Genomic DNA, 16939 nt, shown 5'->3' on the forward strand with positions numbered 1-16939 from the left:
GCTTGCCTGCCGGCCATTCCTTCACCTCCTTCGACCTCAATCCAATCCTCAGAATAGCACCTCGGATTATTCCACACTCGATGCCGCCAATGATTGCCCTGTGTGAGGACCGTCTGCGCAGGTCGGGGCCATGGCAGATCAGTCCTCCGGGTTCGCCGACAGGGACCTGCGACCGGGCCCGCGCCGCCGCGGCATGGACACCACCGTGGCGTCGGCCACGTCCTCCTGGTCGCGGCGCAGGTTCTCCACCTCGACCGCGAGCTCCACCGCAGTCCGGCGCAGGAAAGCGGTCAACTCCCTTTCCGCTACGAGCTGTTGCTTTGTCTCCTTCAATTCATCGACGACGGCCGCGTACCGCTCCGCGAGTTCTTGGGCGGCAGTCGGCACGCGGTCCTGCGCCTGGGCGCGAAGCCGGAACTCATCGACCAGGTCCTGGTGGTGGGGATAGACCACGTCCCGGCGCAACCCCGACTCGACGATGAGCTCGGTGGCGGTCAGCTTGCCCGAGGCCGAGCGCAGGGGAGTGCCGGCCAGCAGCCGCTCGGCCGCCGCTTTGATCGCGGTGGCGTCTCTGTCCCGGTCACGAGGTCTGCGCCCCATCGAGCCGCTCCTTTCCCGCTTGCTTCTGTCGGCTGCTTCCGTGCCGCCCCAGCTCATGTGCGGCGATCACCGCGCGCGCCCGGGCGGCTTTCGCCGCCTCCCGTTCCCTCAGGGGCCTGGGCGACAGCGGATCGGCTGCGGCGGCCTCGTGCCGGGTGAGTTCTCTCTTCTTGTCCTCGATGTCGCGGTCGGTGTAGGCGAGGTTGACGCATGCGGTGCGGCAGAGCGGCTCGTCCGGTCCGTGCACGTCCACCCCGGCTGCTTCGCGTTCCTCTCGGCAGCCCGCGGTCTCGTATCGCCATACGCAGGTCATGCCCCGTCCGTGGTGGATGTCGGGATGTTTGCTGGACAGCAGCCGTTGGGCGTTGTCGGCGTGGATGACGACGCGCCCGGTGAACACGGCCGCCGACTTCCGGACCCGGTGGCGGTACTCCTGTGCGGAGGGTCCGCTGACGTGTTCGCCGTCGTCGAGCGCTCGCAGGTCCTCGTCCACCTGCTCGCTGACCATCTCCAGTTCCTCGAGGGCGAGGTCCTCCATCCAGCTGGTGTCGGCGTCTCCGGCGTAGCCGAGGGTCACCTTGGCCCGGATGTGCCCGTACTGCGCTTGCGCCGCCGCGAGTCCGCCCGGGCGTCGCACCACGAAGTAGGCGAGCGTACGGCGGAAACGTGCCGCGTGAATGTCCTTCGTCGGGTCGGGCGGGATGGCCGGATCGTCCCGACCGGAGAACTGGGCGTTCACCCAGCCCATGAACTCCCGGATGTCGTCGTTCATCGTGCCCGACGGCTTCGACTGCTTCCGGCGTGAGCGGACCGTGGTGGTACGTTGCCGGCTCGGCGGGAACAGCAGCTCGGCATCGGAAAGCGACTCCAGTATCCGCACGACCGGAGCGACCGCGCCGACCACGGCCCACGCCCGTTCCTCCGTCTCCTCCGGGTCGGGATCAGGATCATGGTCGGAGCCTTTGCTGCGCCGCCCGACGAGTACAAGTCCGCCGTACTCGTCCTCGCGCAGGCATCCGCGGCGGAGCTGCAGAACTTCACCGCTGCGCATGCCGGAGAGGTAGCAGATGACGATGAAGCATGCGGCCGTCAGGTAGCGCACCAACTGGTTGACCTCGCGCACGCCGATCGGGCGGTCGCGCCACGGGGCGCCCTGGAAGCTGCCGGTGATCGGACCGAGGAAGTAGGCGTCGGATTCCAGTTCAAGGCCGTAGTCCTCGGCCATGGACAGCAGCAGGCCGTCGTACGGCTTCACATGGGGTCCGGTGGACGCCACCATACGGGCGATGTGCTGGTGATCCACTCCGAGCCGGCCGCCGTGCCGCTCGCGGCGTTTCGTGCCGGGCAGCCCGCGGCCCGCGCGGTGAAGTTCGGCCACGTAGACCGCCAGACGCCCCTTCAAGGAACCGGAGCTGAATCGGTCGCGTGCCGCCAGGGTCGCCGGGTGCCGCCCGTCCAAGAGCAGTCGTGCTTCCCGGGCCGCGTCGCGGATGTCGGGCCCGAAGTCCTCAACCATCCGAAGGGCCCACGCCAGCAAGGCATCCATGGTGACGGGATCGATGCGCGGCGTCTTGTTGTACCGGCTCTGAACGCGCTTGACGCCGACCAGGTCATCCGCCGAGGCGGCACCCCATGGTCTGCGGTGCGGGAGACGGTGCTCGTCGGGCAGCGTGTCCCGGTAACCCCAGACGACCCGAACTGCGTGCAACAGGCGCCGCTTGTCCTCCGTGGAGTTGGTCAGGGCAAGGACGTGACTCTTGTACAGGCCCAGGTCCCGACTGCTGACATCGCACAAGCGCGTAAACCCGCGCGTATCCAGCCATGCAGCAAAGGGTGACATGGACATGATCCATTTGTGAATCGTCAGGACCTCGGGTTGCTCATCGATCAGTCCAGGCCGCAGTTGAGCGGGCCAGTTGGTGTTGAGCGCGACCCATGCACACGTCGTGAAGCCTTCCCGCAAGGAGTCGGGCATCAGGCGCGGCCAGTTCTCACTGACCGGACACAACTGATCATCAAGCAGCCCGGGGCCCAGGTGCCAGACCGGGTCCCCGAACCGGGACAGTGTGGCCTTGTCCGTCGAGTCGCGGAGCGGTCGGTGAGCCAGGACCACGGTGTCCGGTCCCGGCAGCAGCGCTGCCCCGACCGAGGGGTCGGATGTCGGCACGGAGGTCATCGCAGATCCATCCTTCCGTTGATGAGGTCGTCCACGAGCGCCCGCTCGGCGGCCGTGACGCGGTCGCGGGCGGCGGAGCGCTCGGCCGGGGTGTAATCCCTCAGCAGGTTGGACAGGCGAGCGAACGTCTCGGCGTGGAGGTGGGCCCACAGGCGCGGATCGAGGTCGCGCTTCAGATGCTTGAGTCGACCGTGTGCCTCGACTTGGACCGGCAGCTGGTGGGGCAGTGCACGCGCGTTCTCGCACCGCAGACAGTCGTCGAGAAAAGAGGCGCCGCACGGCTTCCCGGGCCCCGTGAACGGGCTGTCCTCCGGGGCCGTGCAGCCCACCAGCACGGTGTCCTGCTCACCGGAGATCAGTCGGGCTAGAGTCTTCGTGTCTACGCCAATATCGGCCGCGGCCTGCTCCGGGGCCTCGGCGGCGCGTGCGAGGAAGTCGTCGGTCAGCACCGGAACCTCCTGCACCGCCCGCGCCTTGGTGACCTCCTCCTCCAGAGCTTCGCGCATGACCGTGCGCCCGCGCTCGGTCGCCGGCCGGCTCGTCCGTAGATAGTTCTGGTAGGTCTCCCTGGTGTGCGCCACGGGCCTTCCCCCGCGTTCCAGCGCCGCCCGCCGAAGCCGGTGCACATTGACCGACAGCCCCTTGTCCTCCGCCTCTTCGGCCTTCTCCTTCCCCCTGTCCTGCTCGGTCGTCGCACCATCGTCATCGTCAGGGAGTTCACCAGGTGAACCACCCCCGCGCTCCGGGCGGTCGGCTCTCACCTCAGGACGGAAGTCGTGCCCCGCCGCCCAGGCCACGATCCCGCTCCGATGGGTGCCGTTCCCCCACGCGAGACCTCCCCGAGCGCGGACTTTCGGATAGCAGAAGGCGTGTGTTTCTCCGCCGTGGCGTCTCGCCAACTCCGTCAGGTCCAGCAGCAGTTGGTAGACGCGGAAGGCGGAACGGAACAGATGCTTGTCGTCATCCTCCGTCTGCAGGACGCCGACAAGCGATGCGGGCACGTCCTCCAATGATGTCACCATGAACTCCAACGACGGCCCGCGCCGTGGCTTCACCTCGTCCACGAGAGCCAGTGCGGGCCCTCCGAGGTCACCGTCCGGCCGGAAGTGCGCCGCCGGCCATTCCCCGATGGTGCCGAAGTTCTCGCTGGTGAGATCGATGAACATCAAGCAGAACGCCACCGTCTCCGTGCGCGTCAGCGTCAGCCGGGACACAAGTTCGTGGGTCCCGCCCAGTGCCTGCACCCAGGAAGGGATGCCACCCTGCGGCTTCGACGGCGTCACGCGCCGCAGCACGTCTCCAGTCCGGTCGAGGGTGTCCAGCACGCGGCCGAGCTTTTCGGCATGGTTGAAGCGGCCGGGTGGGCCGAGGTCGCCGCGGCGGTACGCGGCCAGGACCTCACGCCCAGCCTGGATCCGGTCACGGGCGACGCGGATGTCGTGACGGACCGCGGTCATGAGCTCCTGATGTTCGTCGTGGCTGTACGGCTGCACCTTCGACTCGTACGCGGGCAACCGCCCGTGCAGGATGGCGTTCCGCGCCTCGGTCGACAGCTCCTTGTCTGCACGGAAGGTCGCCCGCAGCCGCTCTACGTGGGACTTCCTGGAGCCCAGCGAAACTGCGAGCAAGCTCTCCTTGATGTGGACGGCCGTAATGTGCGCGGGCTCGTGCACAACCGGGTCCACCTTCGCGAGATATCCCGCCAGGAGCTGCACACCGGACCAGAGCCCCTCGGCAGCGCTGGCCCGCTTGACTCCGGAAGTCGGTCCAGTAGCCCGCGCGAAGGACCGGGCCAACCACCGCTGAATGCCGGTACTGACCTGCAGTTTCGTGAAGTCGTAGACCTTGCTGCGCCGCCCCTTCTCCTCGACGAAGAAGACGCTGCACTCGTCCTCGGTAATGATGAGCCGCTCCGGCGACTGCCAGTTCCCGGGAGGCACGCTCGCCTTACGACCTCTGCGGCTCACGCGTCGCCCTCCGGGTCGTCGAGAAGCTCCACATCCTCGGGAACCGGAGACAGGACCAGCTCACTGTCCGCAGCGACCTTCCCCAGCAGGATGTCAACGGCCTCCCGCTGATCACCATCGACCAGCGCCATCAGGTAGTCGACTTCCAGCGCCGTGAAGGGAGCCAGGTACCAGTCCCTGGTGGTCTGCGGGTTGCGATGCCCGAGCATCGTCGCCAACTGGTACCAGACATCGCCGAACTGCTCACGGAACGCATGCTTCTCGGCCTCGGTGAACCCTTGGAGGCGCTGCTCCCACACGGCGCTCAGGATCGAGTACCAGACCAGCGCGTAGGAGTGCCGCAACATGTGCGGCCGAGCCCACAGCGGGCACTGGGCTGCCCGCCTCTCCCGCTCCTCCGCCTCCAGGTCGTCGAACCCGGGCCACCGCGAGCGCGCCCACGCCTGGGCGACCCGGGAGTTGGCGGTGGTAAACGTGTTCTCCCAGCTGTGGGCCCGATGCGGCATGCCGTCGACGCTCAGCCAGACGGCGAGCGGCTCCAGCCCGCCCGCCGTCTCCCGGAACAAACGGATCCGCTCCTGCGGCCCCAGAACATCAAGGGACAGCGTCGCGGAACTCCCGAGCGGGGCCTGCACTTTGAGTGTCTTCGACCGCGGGTTGTGCCCGGTCACGATCACCAGGCCGGGCACCCGCTCGTACCGGCCGGCCCGCTGCGCCCGCCCGATCGCCTCCGCCCGCGAACCCTCCATCGGGTCCATGTAGCCTGCCACGGCTTTCACAACCGCCCGCGGAATCCGGAAGTTACGTCCGTAGCGCCGCCCCTTGGCGCAGGACTGCGCCAGCCACACCTTCGGGTACCTGCTCGTCACGGGTGTCGGCGGCAGCTCGACATCCAGGACGCTCGCCCACTCCTCCAGCCGAAGCCCCGTACCCCACAGCCCCTCGACGAACGCCGTGTTCCGGTCCTCGTTGAAGCCGTGCCAGCTCCCCGGACGCAGGCCGTCGAACCCGTAGCCCCTCAGCCCCACGTCCTTCCACTGCTCGAAAGCCTTGCGCAGCAGCCACTTCACCTGACGGCGAGGCGCTCCAGCCGGACGAGACGGGTCCCGGCGCGCCGTCCCGTGCCCGCCGTTGCCACCGGACTGCGCGGACTGGGACGGGATCGGGTTGAAGACCTCGTACTCGCCAGAGGCCCACGCGTAGAACCTCTTGAGCCCCGCCCTGTCGGTGTCGAAGGACGTCCCCTCCACCCGCCAGTAATTACGGGCATCAGTCATCCGCCAGTGCTTGAAGTCCGTGTAGTCGCGCTTGCTCGCCTCGTACCAGAGCCGTCCCCGCTGCTCCAGGAAGTTCAGCCAGACGACGAGCGCGTACGCATACCGGCGCCACGTGGTCCGCTGCTTGGATACGATCTCGTCAGCACGGAAGAAGAGGTTGATCCACGGATCCGTGCCGTGTCGCCTTGACCAGATGATGGGTGTGCCGTCCCGCGCGCCGTTCTCGCGTGCTCTTTCGTGTACGTCGCCCAGCTGTCCCAGATCCACACCGCCCGCAGGGACAGGGAAGTCCCGGCTCAGGTCGTAGAACTCGACAGCCCAGGAACCCTCGGGCTCCTCCATGCATATGCCTCCGCGCCGATGTCCGAGCCGAAAACCGACAGTGACTCAGACAGTAGAGAAGGCCCGGCGACTCGATCTGGAAGCAGCCGAGCGTCTCGGTGGAACGGATGAGCCGGTAGGTCGGCAGGTCCCCCTCGGGGACCTGGCGCGGGTCGTCGAGGTCCAGCTTCCGGCCGGTGGTGCGGCCGATCTCGGCGACCGCGTGCGCCATCGCCGACTGCATCCGTACGCCGAGGACGTCCAGCTTGAGCAGTCCGAGGTCCTCCACGTCCTCCTTGTCGAACTGGGACATGGGGATGGGGGCACCTCCCTGGCCCTTGAGGCCTTGGGGGACCTCGCCGCTGGTCGGGACCACCGGGGTGCGGCGCAGCAGCGTGATGTTCGAGAGCAGCACTCCGCACGGGTGCATGGCGATCCCGCGCGGCAGCCCGTCCAGCGCCTCGACCAGCTCCCACAGCCTGCCGTGCCGCCCCTGCTCCGCCGCGATCTCGCGCAGCTCCGGCAGTTCGGCCATCGCGGTGCGGGCGTCGCGGGCCCGGATGTGCGGGAAGGACTTGGCGATCCGGTCGATCTCGGCCGGGTCCATGGACAGTGCGGCGCCCACGTCGCGTACGGCGTGGCGGACCCGGTAGGTCTCGGGCATGGCGACGGCGGCGACACGTTCGCTGCCGAAGCGGCCGATGATCGCGCGGTAGACGTCGAGGCGGCGGGCGGACTCGACGTCGATGTCGATGTCCGGCAGCGCATAGCGCCGGGCGGACAGGAAGCGCTCCATCAGCAGGCCGTGTGCGACGGGGTCGGCGTGGGCGATGCCGAGGAGGTGGTTGACGAGCGACCCGGCGCTGGAGCCGCGCGCGGCCACCCGGATGCCCATCTCCCGTATGTCGTCGACGACTCGGGCGACGGTGAGGAAGTACGCGGCGAAGCCGTGGGCGGCGATGACGTCCAGTTCCCGGTGCATCCGCTCCCAGTACGCGCGGTCGCCGTCGTAGCCGCGCAGCACCATGCCGGCGGCGGCCCGGGAGGCGAGGACCCGCTGCGGGGCGCGGTCGGCGGCGCCGACGAGGTGGGGCTCGGGGAAGTAGCTGTACGTCTTGATGCCCAGCTCCTCGCCGGGGTCGACCAGGCACGCGGCGGCGGTCTCCTCGGTCGTGGCGAGCAGCCGGTGCGCGGTGTCCCGGCGGAACCCGGCGGCCTCGGCGACCTGTTCGGCGGCCCGGGCCATGGCGGCGGGATCCTTGAGCCAGCGCTCGCCGCTGTCCAGCCCCCGGCGCGGATCGACGGGGACGAGCCTGCGGGCCGCGTCCAGGACGTCGGCGACCGGCCCGAGCCCGGCGTCCGCGTACCGCACGGCGTTGGTCAGCACGGCCGGTACGCCCTGTTCGGCGGCGAGGCCGAGGGTGCGGGCGGCGAGCCGCAGCGAGCCGGGCCCGGTGCCCGGGCGCCCGTGGTGCACGACCTCAAGGCGCAGGGCGTCGCCGTACAGCTCGCGCCAGGGGGCGAGGAGGTGTACGGCCCGGTCCGGGCGGCCGGCGGCGAGCGCCCTGCCCACCTCGGAGGCCGGTCCGAGCAGCACGGTGAGTCCGTCGGCGGGCAGCGCGGACCAGGAGAGGGCGGGCTGTCCGGTGGCGGTGTGGGCGGCGGTGATCAGCCGGCAGAGCTCCGCCCAGCCGGCGGCGCCGTCCCGGGCGAGGAAGGTGGCGCGCGGCGCCGACTCGTCGACGAAGGCGCCGCCCCGCACCGGGGTGCGCGGACGCCGGGCCGGGGCGCCCCCCTCCGCTTGTTCGGGGAGGTGTCCGGGGACGGCGAGGTCAGTGCCGAAGAGCGGGCGCACCCCCGCCGCCGCACACGCCTTGGCGAAGCGCACGGCGCCGGCGAGGGTGTCCCGGTCGGTGAGGGCGAGTGCGTCCATCCCCAGGTCGGCGGCGCGCTCGACCAGCCGTTCCGGGTGGGAAGCCCCGTACCGCAGGGAGTAACCCGAAACCGTGCGCAGATGCGTGAAGCCGGGCACCCGCACCTCCTGGACCAGTCGTTCTCACTTCCCCCTCCTTTCACCATAGACCAATTTCGAACGCACGTACGACACACATGTTCGATACGTATGGGGCACCTCGCTCCGCGGACGTCAGCCATTCGGCCCCGCCCCGACTGCGCCGCCCTGCCGCGCCCCGGAGCGTGAGGGACATGACGTTCGTCGACGAGGTGAAGAGCGCCGTCACCGTGCGGGCCGCGCTGCTGGTCATCGGGGTGCTCGGACTGATGGTCGCGTTCATCGCGTCCTATGCCGGGGCCTTCCACAGCCCCAAGCCGAAGGACGTCCCGTTCGGGGTGGTCGCGCCCGCGGAGATCAGCGCCCAGGCCGTGCAGCGGCTGAACGCGCTCCCCGGCGGCGCGCTGGACGCCCGTGCGGTCAAGGACCGGGCCGAGGCGACCCGGAAGCTGCGCGACCGCGACATCGACGGCGCGCTGATCGTCGACCCGGGGTCCACCACCGACACCCTGCTCGTCGCGGGCGGTGGCGGGGCGTCCCTCTCGCAGGCCGTCGAGCTGGTGGTCACCGCGATCGAGAAGGCCGAGCAGCGCACCGTGAAGGTGGTCGACGTCGCTCCGGCCGACCGGCAGGACGCTCGCGGTCTGTCCTCGTTCTACCTGGTCGTCGGCTGGTGCGTGGGCGGCTATCTGTGCGCCGCGATCCTGGCGATCAGCCATGGCGCCCGGCCCGCCAACACCCAGCGGGCGGTGATCCGCCTCGCCGCGCTCGCGGTGTACTCGATCGCCGCCGGGCTGCTCGGCGCCCTGATCATCGGGCCGGTGCTCGGTGCGCTGCCGGGCAGCTATCCGAGCCTGGCGGGCCTGGGCGCCCTGGTGGTGTTCGCCGTCGGCGCCACCACCCTGGCCTTCCAGGGCCTCGCCGGGATCGTCGGCATCGGCCTCGCGATCCTGGTCGTCGTCGTCCTGGGCAACCCGAGCGCGGGCGGCGCCTATCCGTATCCGCTGCTGCCGCCGTTCTGGAAGGCGATCGGCCCCGCGCTGCCCCCGGGCGCGGGCACCTGGGTGGCGCGCTCCATCGCGTACTTCCGGGGCAACTCGGTCACCGGCCCGCTCCTGGTGCTCTCCGCCTGGGCGGTGGGCGGGGCCGTGGTCACCCTGGTCATGGCCGGGCTGCGCAAGAGGGACGAGGGCGCGGGGGACGACCCGCTCGAAGTGGGCGCCCGCGCCGACGCCTGAGCCCCCTCCTGGAACTCGCTCCGGATTCCCCTGAGTTACGGAGCCTTGCCTTCACTTTCGGCACCGGCTGCCGCCTCCACGCCGGTTGCCGCCTCCGCACCAGCCGCCGTCTCCGTACCCGTCACCACCGAGGGTGGCTGCGCCGCCTGCGGGGCCGCCCGTTCCAGGAACCTCAGCAGCTCCACCGGGAACGGCAGGACCAGTGTCGAGTTCTTCTCGGCCGCCACCGCCACCACCGTCTGGAGCAGCCGCAGTTGGAGGGCCGCGGGCTGCTGCGACATCACCCCGGCCGCCTCGGCCAGCTTCTTGGAGGCCTGGAGCTCCGCGTCCGCGTTGATCACCCGCGCCCGGCGCTCCCGGTCGGCCTCGGCCTGACGGGCCATCGAGCGCTTCATCGTCTCCGGCAGCGAGACGTCCTTGATCTCCACCCGGTCGATCTGCACGCCCCACCCCATCGCCGGGCTGTCGATCATCAGCTCCAGACCCTGGTTGAGCTTCTCGCGGTTGGAGAGCAGATCGTCGAGGTCGCTCTTGCCGATGATCGAGCGCAGTGAGGTCTGGGCCATCTGGGAGACCGCGAAGCGGTAGTCCTCGACCTGGATGACCGCGTCGGACGGGTCGACCACCTTGAAGTAGATCACCGCGTCCACCCGGACCGTGACGTTGTCCCGGGTGATCCCGTCCTGCGCCGGGACCGGCATCGTCACAATCTGCATGTTCACCTTGTGGAGACGGTCGGCGAACGGAAGGATCAGGGTGAATCCCGGGCCGCGCACCGATCCCCTGAGTTTGCCCAGCCGGAAGACCACACCGCGTTCGTACTGCTTGACGACCCGGGCCGCCGCCATCACATACACGATGCCGACGGAACCGACGGCCACGGCCGTCGCCACCACTGCTTCGACCATCACGGCCCCCAAGGGTCCGAATCGGACGTGTACTTCGACGGTAACTCCGCTTCCGTCCCAGGGGGAGTCCCGGTCACACTCCACTGAATGGGTAAACCGCGGGCGGGAGGGGAATGCCGCAACAGTCGATGCCTGTATACGACAACCGATATGGGCGGTACGAGCACGGGCCCGGCGATCGGTATCGCGATCCACGACCTCAGGGGGCACGAGTGCGCGGTCGGGTGCGCGCGGCCGACGGCCGGCATCTGATGGTGGAGCGCTTCGGGGACCCGCGGGGCAGGCCGGTCTTCCTGCTGCACGGCACCCCGGGCAGCCGTCTCGGCCCCGCGCCGCGCGGCATGGTGCTCTACCAGCGCCGGATGCAGCTGATCGCCTACGACCGGCCCGGCTACGGCGGCTCCGACCGGCTGGAGGGCCGCAGCGTCGCCGACGTCGTCCAGGACGTGAAGACGATCGCGGACAGTTACGGGCTGGAACGCTTCGCCGTCGTCGGCCGCTCCGGCGGCGCCCCGCACGCGCTGGCCTGCGCCGCCCTGCTGCCCGAGCGGGTCACCAGAACCGCGGCGCTGGTCACCCTGGCGCCCCGGGACGCGGCCGGGCTCGACTGGTTCGACGGGATGACCGCCTACAACGTGGAGGAGTACACCACCGCCACGGTCGACCCCGAGGAGTTCGCGGCCCGGCTCATCCCGCGCTCCGACGAGATCCGCAAGAACCCCATCCAGCTCCTGGACGAGCTGCGCCGCGACCTCACCCACGCCGACCGGATGGTGGTCAAGGACGCGGGTGTGCGCTCCATGCTGCTGCGCAACTACCAGGAGGCGCTGCGCACTTCGGCGTACGGGTGGATCGACGACGCGCTCGCCCTGAGCAGCCCATGGGGGTTCGACCCCGCCGACATCATCGGCGAGGTGCTGCTCTGGCACGGCGTCAAGGACGTGTTCTCACCGGTCGGCCACTCCCGTTGGCTCGCCGAACGCATCCCGGGCGCCACGGCCGTACTGGAGCCGGCCGCCGCCCACTTCGACGCCCTGCACGCCCTGCCCGACATCCTCACCTGGCTGATCGAGGAGGACTGACCGCACGCGGTACCCGGCGAGGGAACCGGTGCGATCACTCCGGTCGCACCGGCCGTCCCCTCGTCTCACACCGCCGGTCGTCTCACACCGCCAGCGGCTCCAGGTCCCGCTGCACCCTGCGCTCGTCCCGGGCGATCCGGACGAACGCGTGCTCGTCGCCGAGCAGACGCTGGAGCTCCTCCACGGCCTCCGCCCGTACGTGCGTCGCCTCCTCCTTGCGACCCAGCCCGTCGAGCGTCACCGCCATGTTCGCGGCGCAGGCGAGCGTCTCGGGGTGGTGCGCCCCCAGCACCTCCCGCAGCCGTGCGACCGCGTTGCGCTCGATCTCCAGGGCGCTCTCCAGATCACCCATGTCGGCCTTCACATTGGCGAGGTTGACGGTGGCGAACAACGCGTGCGGATGGTTCTCGCCGAGTATGTCGCGCATCGTCCGTATGGTGTTCTCCAACAGGGTGTCGGCGGCGTCGAGCGACCCGCAGCCCCACTGGTAGATGCCCAGGTTGTTGGTGGCCGCCAGGGTGTACGGATGCCGCTCCCCCGGCACCTTGATGTACTGGTCGACGACCTCCTGGGCCGCGTCCCGCGCCGCCGCCGAGTCCCCGGCCGCGAACAGGTCGGCGGCCATGTTGAGGTCGCAGGCCAGCCAGTCGGGGTTGGCGGAGGTGTACTTGGCGCGGTAGCGGTTGCGGGTCGCGGTGGTCAGCCGCCGCGCGTCGTCGAGCCGGCCCGCCCGGCGCAGCGACACGGCGAGGCTCTTGGCCGCCGCCAGGGTGCCCGGGAAGGCCCGGCCCAGCTGCTGCTTGTAGAGGTCGTAGGTCCGGCTGAGCAGCGCCACCGAGTCCTCGTAGCGCCCCACCTCCCGCAGGTCCCGCGCCAGGTTCATCGCGGAGGAGAGGGTGTAGGGGTGCTCCGGGCCCAGCACCTCGGTGCGCCGGTCGTAGACGTCCTGGTCGAGCTCGCGGGCCCGGGCGTACTGGCCGAGCATCCGCATGTTCAGGGCGAGGTTGTTGGCGGCGGCGAGGGTGCGCGGGTGCGACTCGTCGAAGATCTGCCGGAACCCCTCGTGCGCCTCGGTCGCCAGCTCCATCGCCTTGCTGTACTGGCCGAGCGCGCCGAGGTCCATCGCCAGGGCGCTGGTGGTCATGTACGTGTGCGGGTGCGAGGCGCCGAGCACCTCCGTCTGACGGGACAGGGTCTCCTCGTCCAGCTCCATCGCCTCGACGTAACGGCCGCGCGAGCGAAGGATGTTGGAGAGGTGGAAGCGCAGATACAGATACTGGAGGTCGTTGGGCCCCAGCTTCTCGCGCCACTCCTCGCGCAGGTCCTCGGCGAGGTTGGCGGCCGCGTTGAAGTCACCGCGCTTCCACAGATAGCGCACCCGGTCGATGAGCAGCCGACGGGTCTCCGGCTCGTCGCACAGGCGCGCCCCCGACGGGGTCAGATGCGGCCAGATGGTGTTGAACTGCGCCCAGGTCTCCGGGTTGTCGATCGGCTCGTCGGCGTCCGGCCGGGCGCCCGCGAGGATGCGGTGGACGGCGTGCCGGGCGTCCATCTGCTCCTCGTCGCTCAACTGCGCCCGGATCACGGCCTGGACCAGCCGGTGCACCTGGATGGAGCTGCCGACCTGGTCGACCTTGGCGAGGGCGAACCGGCCGATCTCCCGGATGACCCGGCCGAGCACCAGCTTCTCCTGGAGCGTGGCGTCGTACGGCTTGAGCGCGTCGATCATCTCCTTGCTGTAGAGGAGATTGGCGGAGATCGGCTCGGGCGCGAAGAAGGCGCAGAGCTGGAGCAGGCGGACCGCCGCGGGTGAGCGCTGCTTCAGCCGCTCGATGGAGACGTTCCAGGTGGCGGCGACCGGCTCGGGGTATCCGGCGGGCTGGTTGAGCGCCAGGACGCTGGGGGCCTGCTGGGCCAGCTGCTCCAGATAGGCGGCGACCGGCGTCGCGGTCTCCGCGATCCACGCCGCCGCCTGCTCGACGGCGAGCGGCAGGTCGCCCACCGCGATGGCGACCTGGTCGGCGTCGTCCACGGAGAGCCCGGGGGCACGCCGCTGGAGGTGCTCGACGGACTCCTCGCGCAGGAACACGTCGACGGGCAGCGCGTCGCCGTACTGCGACCAGGTCTGGTTCCTTGAGGTGACCAGGACATGGCCCGGGCCGCCCGGCGGGAAGAACCGCTTGAGCTGCTCGGGGTCGTCCGCGTTGTCGAAGACCAGCAGCCAGCGGGAGGTGGGCACCCCGCGCCGCAGCAGGTCGATGGCCTCGCGGGAGGCGGAGTTCATGTCGTCGCCGCCCTGCACCCCGAGCCGTACGCCGAGTTCGGCGAGGCCGGCCACCACGTCGTCGGGCTGCTCGGCGGAGATCCACCAGACCAGGTCGTAGTCGGCCATGAACCGGTGGACGTACTCCAGGGCCACCTGGGTCTTGCCGACGCCGCCGAGTCCGTACAGCGTCTGCGGCTGCGGCAGGACGACGGCGAGGCCGCCGCCGAGCTGGTCGCGCATCCGCTCCAGGACCAGCGAGCGGCCGGTGAAGCCGGGGTTGCGCGGCGGTGCGTTCCAGATCTTGGGGACGGTGCCGGGGAACCGCGGTCCGGGCGCCACCCCGTCGCTGATCTGCACCGGCCGCTCCAGGGCCCGCAGCAGCGCGGTGGTGGCGTGCACCTCGTCGAGCCGGAACAGGTCCACCGGGTTGCGGTCGATGTAGGGCGCGGTGAGCCGGACGTCGCCGACCCGCAGCGGCAGCAGCTGGCGGCGGGCGCCCGAGGGGTCCTCGGCGGCGGCCCGGGACCAGATCTCCACGGCGCGGGCCGACTTGAGGTAGGCGCTGGAGAGCAGGACCACGGTACGGGCGGCGCTCTCGGCGGCGACCGCCTCCCCGTCGGCGCTGCTGGGCTCGGCCGACACATCGCGGGGCACCACCCGGAACCCGGCCCGGGTCAGCACGGACTCGATCCAGTCCGCCCACATCCGGTTCTCGGCCACATAGCTGAGGAACAGATCGGCCGGAAGGGCGGGCCTGCGGCGGGTGAAGGCGTCCCGGATCCGCAGCCGGATCTCCTCGTTGACCGTCGGCATCGAGGTGATCCGGCCCTCGGTGACCACGGAGGCGAGGCGCTCGAAGGCGGAGAGCAGCGAGTTGGAGAGCCCGGCCTCGTCGCCGAAGGTCGCCAGCGTCTCCTCGTAGGCGTAGTAGGGGCGGTACGGGATCTCCACCGCGCCCCAGTACGTGGTGAGTTCATCACCCGAGAGTCCGGCCGGGAAGCGGTCGAACTTGAGGCGGGCGAGCGCCCGGCCGGCGTCGGCCTTCTCCTTCTCGCCCTCGTCGATGCGCATCGGGACGGGCAGGATGCGGATGTTCTGGCCGCTGTAGCGCTCGTCGATCTGGCGGGCCACGGAGGCGGCGCCGTCTATGGACTGGTCGCTGAGGGTGAAGCAGTCCACCAGGACGTCGGGGAGGTGGACGGTGCAGATGTCGGCGATGTCGCTGAGACCGGTGCGGCTGTCGATCAGGACGTAGTCGTAGTTCTCCTTCATGTCCTCGCGCAGGGCGTCGAAGAAGTGGCCGCCGCCGAGCCGGTCGTAGAAGTTGTCCCAGTCGAACGTGGAGACGGTCGCCGAGTACTCGCGGTTCTGCCGGCCGGCGGAGACGAAGTCCAGGGTGCCGCCGTCGGGGAACTGCCAGCCGAGCGCCTCGGGTGTGAGGGAGACCGCGTGCGGCTGGATGCGCGCGTAGTCGCGGTGCCAGTCGTCCGAGCGCGGCACGGGACTGGTGGCGGCCCAGGCGTACTCGGTGATGAGATCGATGACCCCGGTGGTGGCGCCGAGCGTCGAGGGGTCCAGGAACGGGTGGAAGAAGCGGTGCAGCCCCGGGGCCTCCAGGTCCCAGTCCACCGCGAGGACCCGCTTGCCGTTGGCGGCAAGGATCCAGGCCGTGTTGGCGAGGGCCATGGTGCGGCCCGTACCACCCTTGTACGAGTAGAACGTGACGATGCGTCCGTCACGACTGGCTGTCATCCGTCTCCTCCGCATCGGGCGCGTGATCGAGCCTGTCGGGGATGTACTGCGTGGTGCCGAAATCGGTGCCCATCGGCCCGACCAGGCGCGGCCGTTCGGTGTGCCCGCCCCCTGCGGGCGGATAGACCGTCGCGTGTCTCAGATACTGCTGTGCCGCCGCTTCCACGACCTGGGGCAGTATCTGCCCGAAGGCCTCCATGCTCGGCACGCCCTTGGCTGCGGCCCGGCACGCGGCCCGCCCCTGGCGCATCTTGGACGGCATGGTCTCTTCCAGCCGGTGCGACAACTCGGTCTCCGACGCCCGGCTCTGCTGGTCGTCCCGGTTCCACGGGACGACCACGCTCACCCAGGGCCGGTGCTCGGCGTCGAAGGCCGCGAGCCGGGCCCGCCGGTCGTCGTCCTCCAGGGCCCACCGGTCCACCAGCAGCACCTCGGGCCGCGAGGGCGGCTGCTTGCCGTCGAGGTGCAGCACCTCCTCGTCGAAGGAGGAGACGGTGGTCTGGTAGTTGAGCGAGCGCACCATGTCCTCCGCCACCAGCGCCAGCGGCCGGGCGGAGATGGGATGGTAGGGGTTCCACTCCAGCGGGCTGTCGCCGTAGTACACGTCGTCGCGGCCCTCGGGCAGCTCGTGGCGGGTGGGTGCGGCGACGGTGACGTGCATGGGGCGGGGCCCCTCGCTGGGGGCCGCGCCGAAGGCGCTGGGCGCCAGCCGGTAGTCGACGTGGCGGCCGGGCCGTATGGCGGTGGCGTCGGCGACGCTGACGATCCGTTTGGCGAGCTCGTAGACCGCGCGTTCGTACTCCTCGGCGAATATGCGCAGCTTGATGAGCCCATAGAGGCCGTCGCTGACATAGCGGTCGCCGAAGGCCCGGTGATTGAACTGCAACCGCTCGGCGGGCCCGGGCAGTTGCTCGGGCGGGACCGGCACCCACAGGGCCGGCACGATCGCCTCGGCCGGGCGGTTGGTGTACGCCTGGTGCTGGATGGTCCGCTGTTCGAACGCGTACCACTCACGGCCGCACATCTCGCTCGCGAAGTAGCGCGGCGAGAACAGCGGTACGAACACCCGGCAGGAGGCGAGGACTTCGCCGAGGCGCTCCGACCAGCCCTCGCCGGAGCGTATCTCCCGGTCCATGAAGCCGGCGGGCGCACCGGCGGGCAGGTCGGTCATGGCCATCACATGGCCGCAGAGATCACGGAAGAGCCGCTCCACCCACATGTCGGGGTCCGGGCCGCCCGCCCCGTACCTCGGCGTATGCGCGTAACTCAGAAAGAAGTAGGGCCGATGTTGGTCGGCCGGACGCGGCTGCGCTGATGCGTGCACACGACCCCCGTCCTGCA

General features: G+C 70.2%; 9 protein-coding genes and 1 pseudogene. 2 read left to right on the forward strand and 8 right to left on the reverse strand.

Going from position 1 to position 16939, the window contains the following annotated elements; all coding sequences use genetic code 11:
* Window positions 1-138: 138 nt before the first annotated feature.
* The 5 genes and pseudogenes from A8W25_RS05220 to A8W25_RS05240 all read right to left on the reverse strand — a co-directional run.
* Window positions 139-600, reverse strand: coding sequence for a hypothetical protein (locus A8W25_RS05220; RefSeq protein ID WP_067156392.1), 462 nt, complete (start codon window positions 598-600; stop codon window positions 139-141).
* Window positions 581-2776, reverse strand: coding sequence for a site-specific integrase (locus A8W25_RS05225; protein ID WP_067156395.1), 2196 nt, complete (start codon window positions 2774-2776; stop codon window positions 581-583). Before A8W25_RS05225 ends, A8W25_RS05220 begins: the two co-directional genes overlap by 20 nt.
* Window positions 2773-4743 (reverse strand): hypothetical protein, encoded by a 1971-nt coding sequence (locus A8W25_RS05230; protein WP_158942393.1) that lies wholly within the window; start codon window positions 4741-4743, stop codon window positions 2773-2775. The genes A8W25_RS05225 and A8W25_RS05230 overlap by 4 nt, the downstream gene beginning before the upstream one ends.
* Window positions 4740-6287 carry an integrase gene (locus A8W25_RS33820; protein ID WP_158942395.1) on the reverse strand — a complete coding sequence of 516 codons (1548 nt, stop codon included), beginning with the start codon at window positions 6285-6287 and terminating at the stop codon, window positions 4740-4742. The genes A8W25_RS05230 and A8W25_RS33820 overlap by 4 nt, the downstream gene beginning before the upstream one ends.
* Before the next feature lie 136 nt (window positions 6288-6423).
* A pseudogene (locus A8W25_RS05240) lies at window positions 6424-8373 on the reverse strand (PHP domain-containing protein); the annotation flags it as partial.
* 173 nt (window positions 8374-8546) lie between these two features.
* Between A8W25_RS05240 and A8W25_RS05245 the strand changes: the two are divergent.
* On the forward strand, window positions 8547-9590 hold the full coding sequence (locus A8W25_RS05245; protein WP_067156404.1) for an ABC transporter permease: 1044 nt from the start codon (window positions 8547-8549) through the stop codon (window positions 9588-9590).
* A gap of 35 nt (window positions 9591-9625) precedes the next feature.
* Here A8W25_RS05245 and A8W25_RS05250 read toward each other — a convergent pair whose 3' ends face one another.
* Window positions 9626-10498 carry a slipin family protein gene (locus A8W25_RS05250; protein ID WP_067156407.1) on the reverse strand — a complete coding sequence of 291 codons (873 nt, stop codon included), beginning with the start codon at window positions 10496-10498 and terminating at the stop codon, window positions 9626-9628.
* 212 nt (window positions 10499-10710) lie between these two features.
* Here A8W25_RS05250 and A8W25_RS05255 point away from each other — a divergent pair, with 212 nt between their 5' ends.
* Entirely contained in the window at window positions 10711-11580 is an 870-nt protein-coding gene (locus A8W25_RS05255; RefSeq protein WP_079125812.1) for an alpha/beta fold hydrolase, read from the forward strand.
* A gap of 82 nt (window positions 11581-11662) precedes the next feature.
* Here A8W25_RS05255 and fxsT read toward each other — a convergent pair whose 3' ends face one another.
* Both fxsT and A8W25_RS05265 read right to left on the reverse strand, forming a co-directional pair.
* The gene (gene fxsT, locus A8W25_RS05260) at window positions 11663-15598 is read right to left on the reverse strand and encodes an FxSxx-COOH system tetratricopeptide repeat protein (RefSeq protein ID WP_067156412.1); all 3936 of its coding nucleotides are present in this window, start codon (window positions 15596-15598) and stop codon (window positions 11663-11665) included.
* A complete protein-coding gene (locus A8W25_RS05265) occupies window positions 15582-16922 on the reverse strand; it encodes a TIR-like protein FxsC (protein WP_158942397.1) in 1341 nt (446 codons plus the stop codon). The genes fxsT and A8W25_RS05265 overlap by 17 nt, the downstream gene beginning before the upstream one ends.
* Between the last annotated feature and the right edge of the window lie 17 nt (window positions 16923-16939).

This window comes from Streptomyces sp. ERV7 (genome assembly GCF_001653515.1).
Taxonomy (GTDB): Bacteria; Actinomycetota; Actinomycetes; order Streptomycetales; family Streptomycetaceae; genus Streptomyces.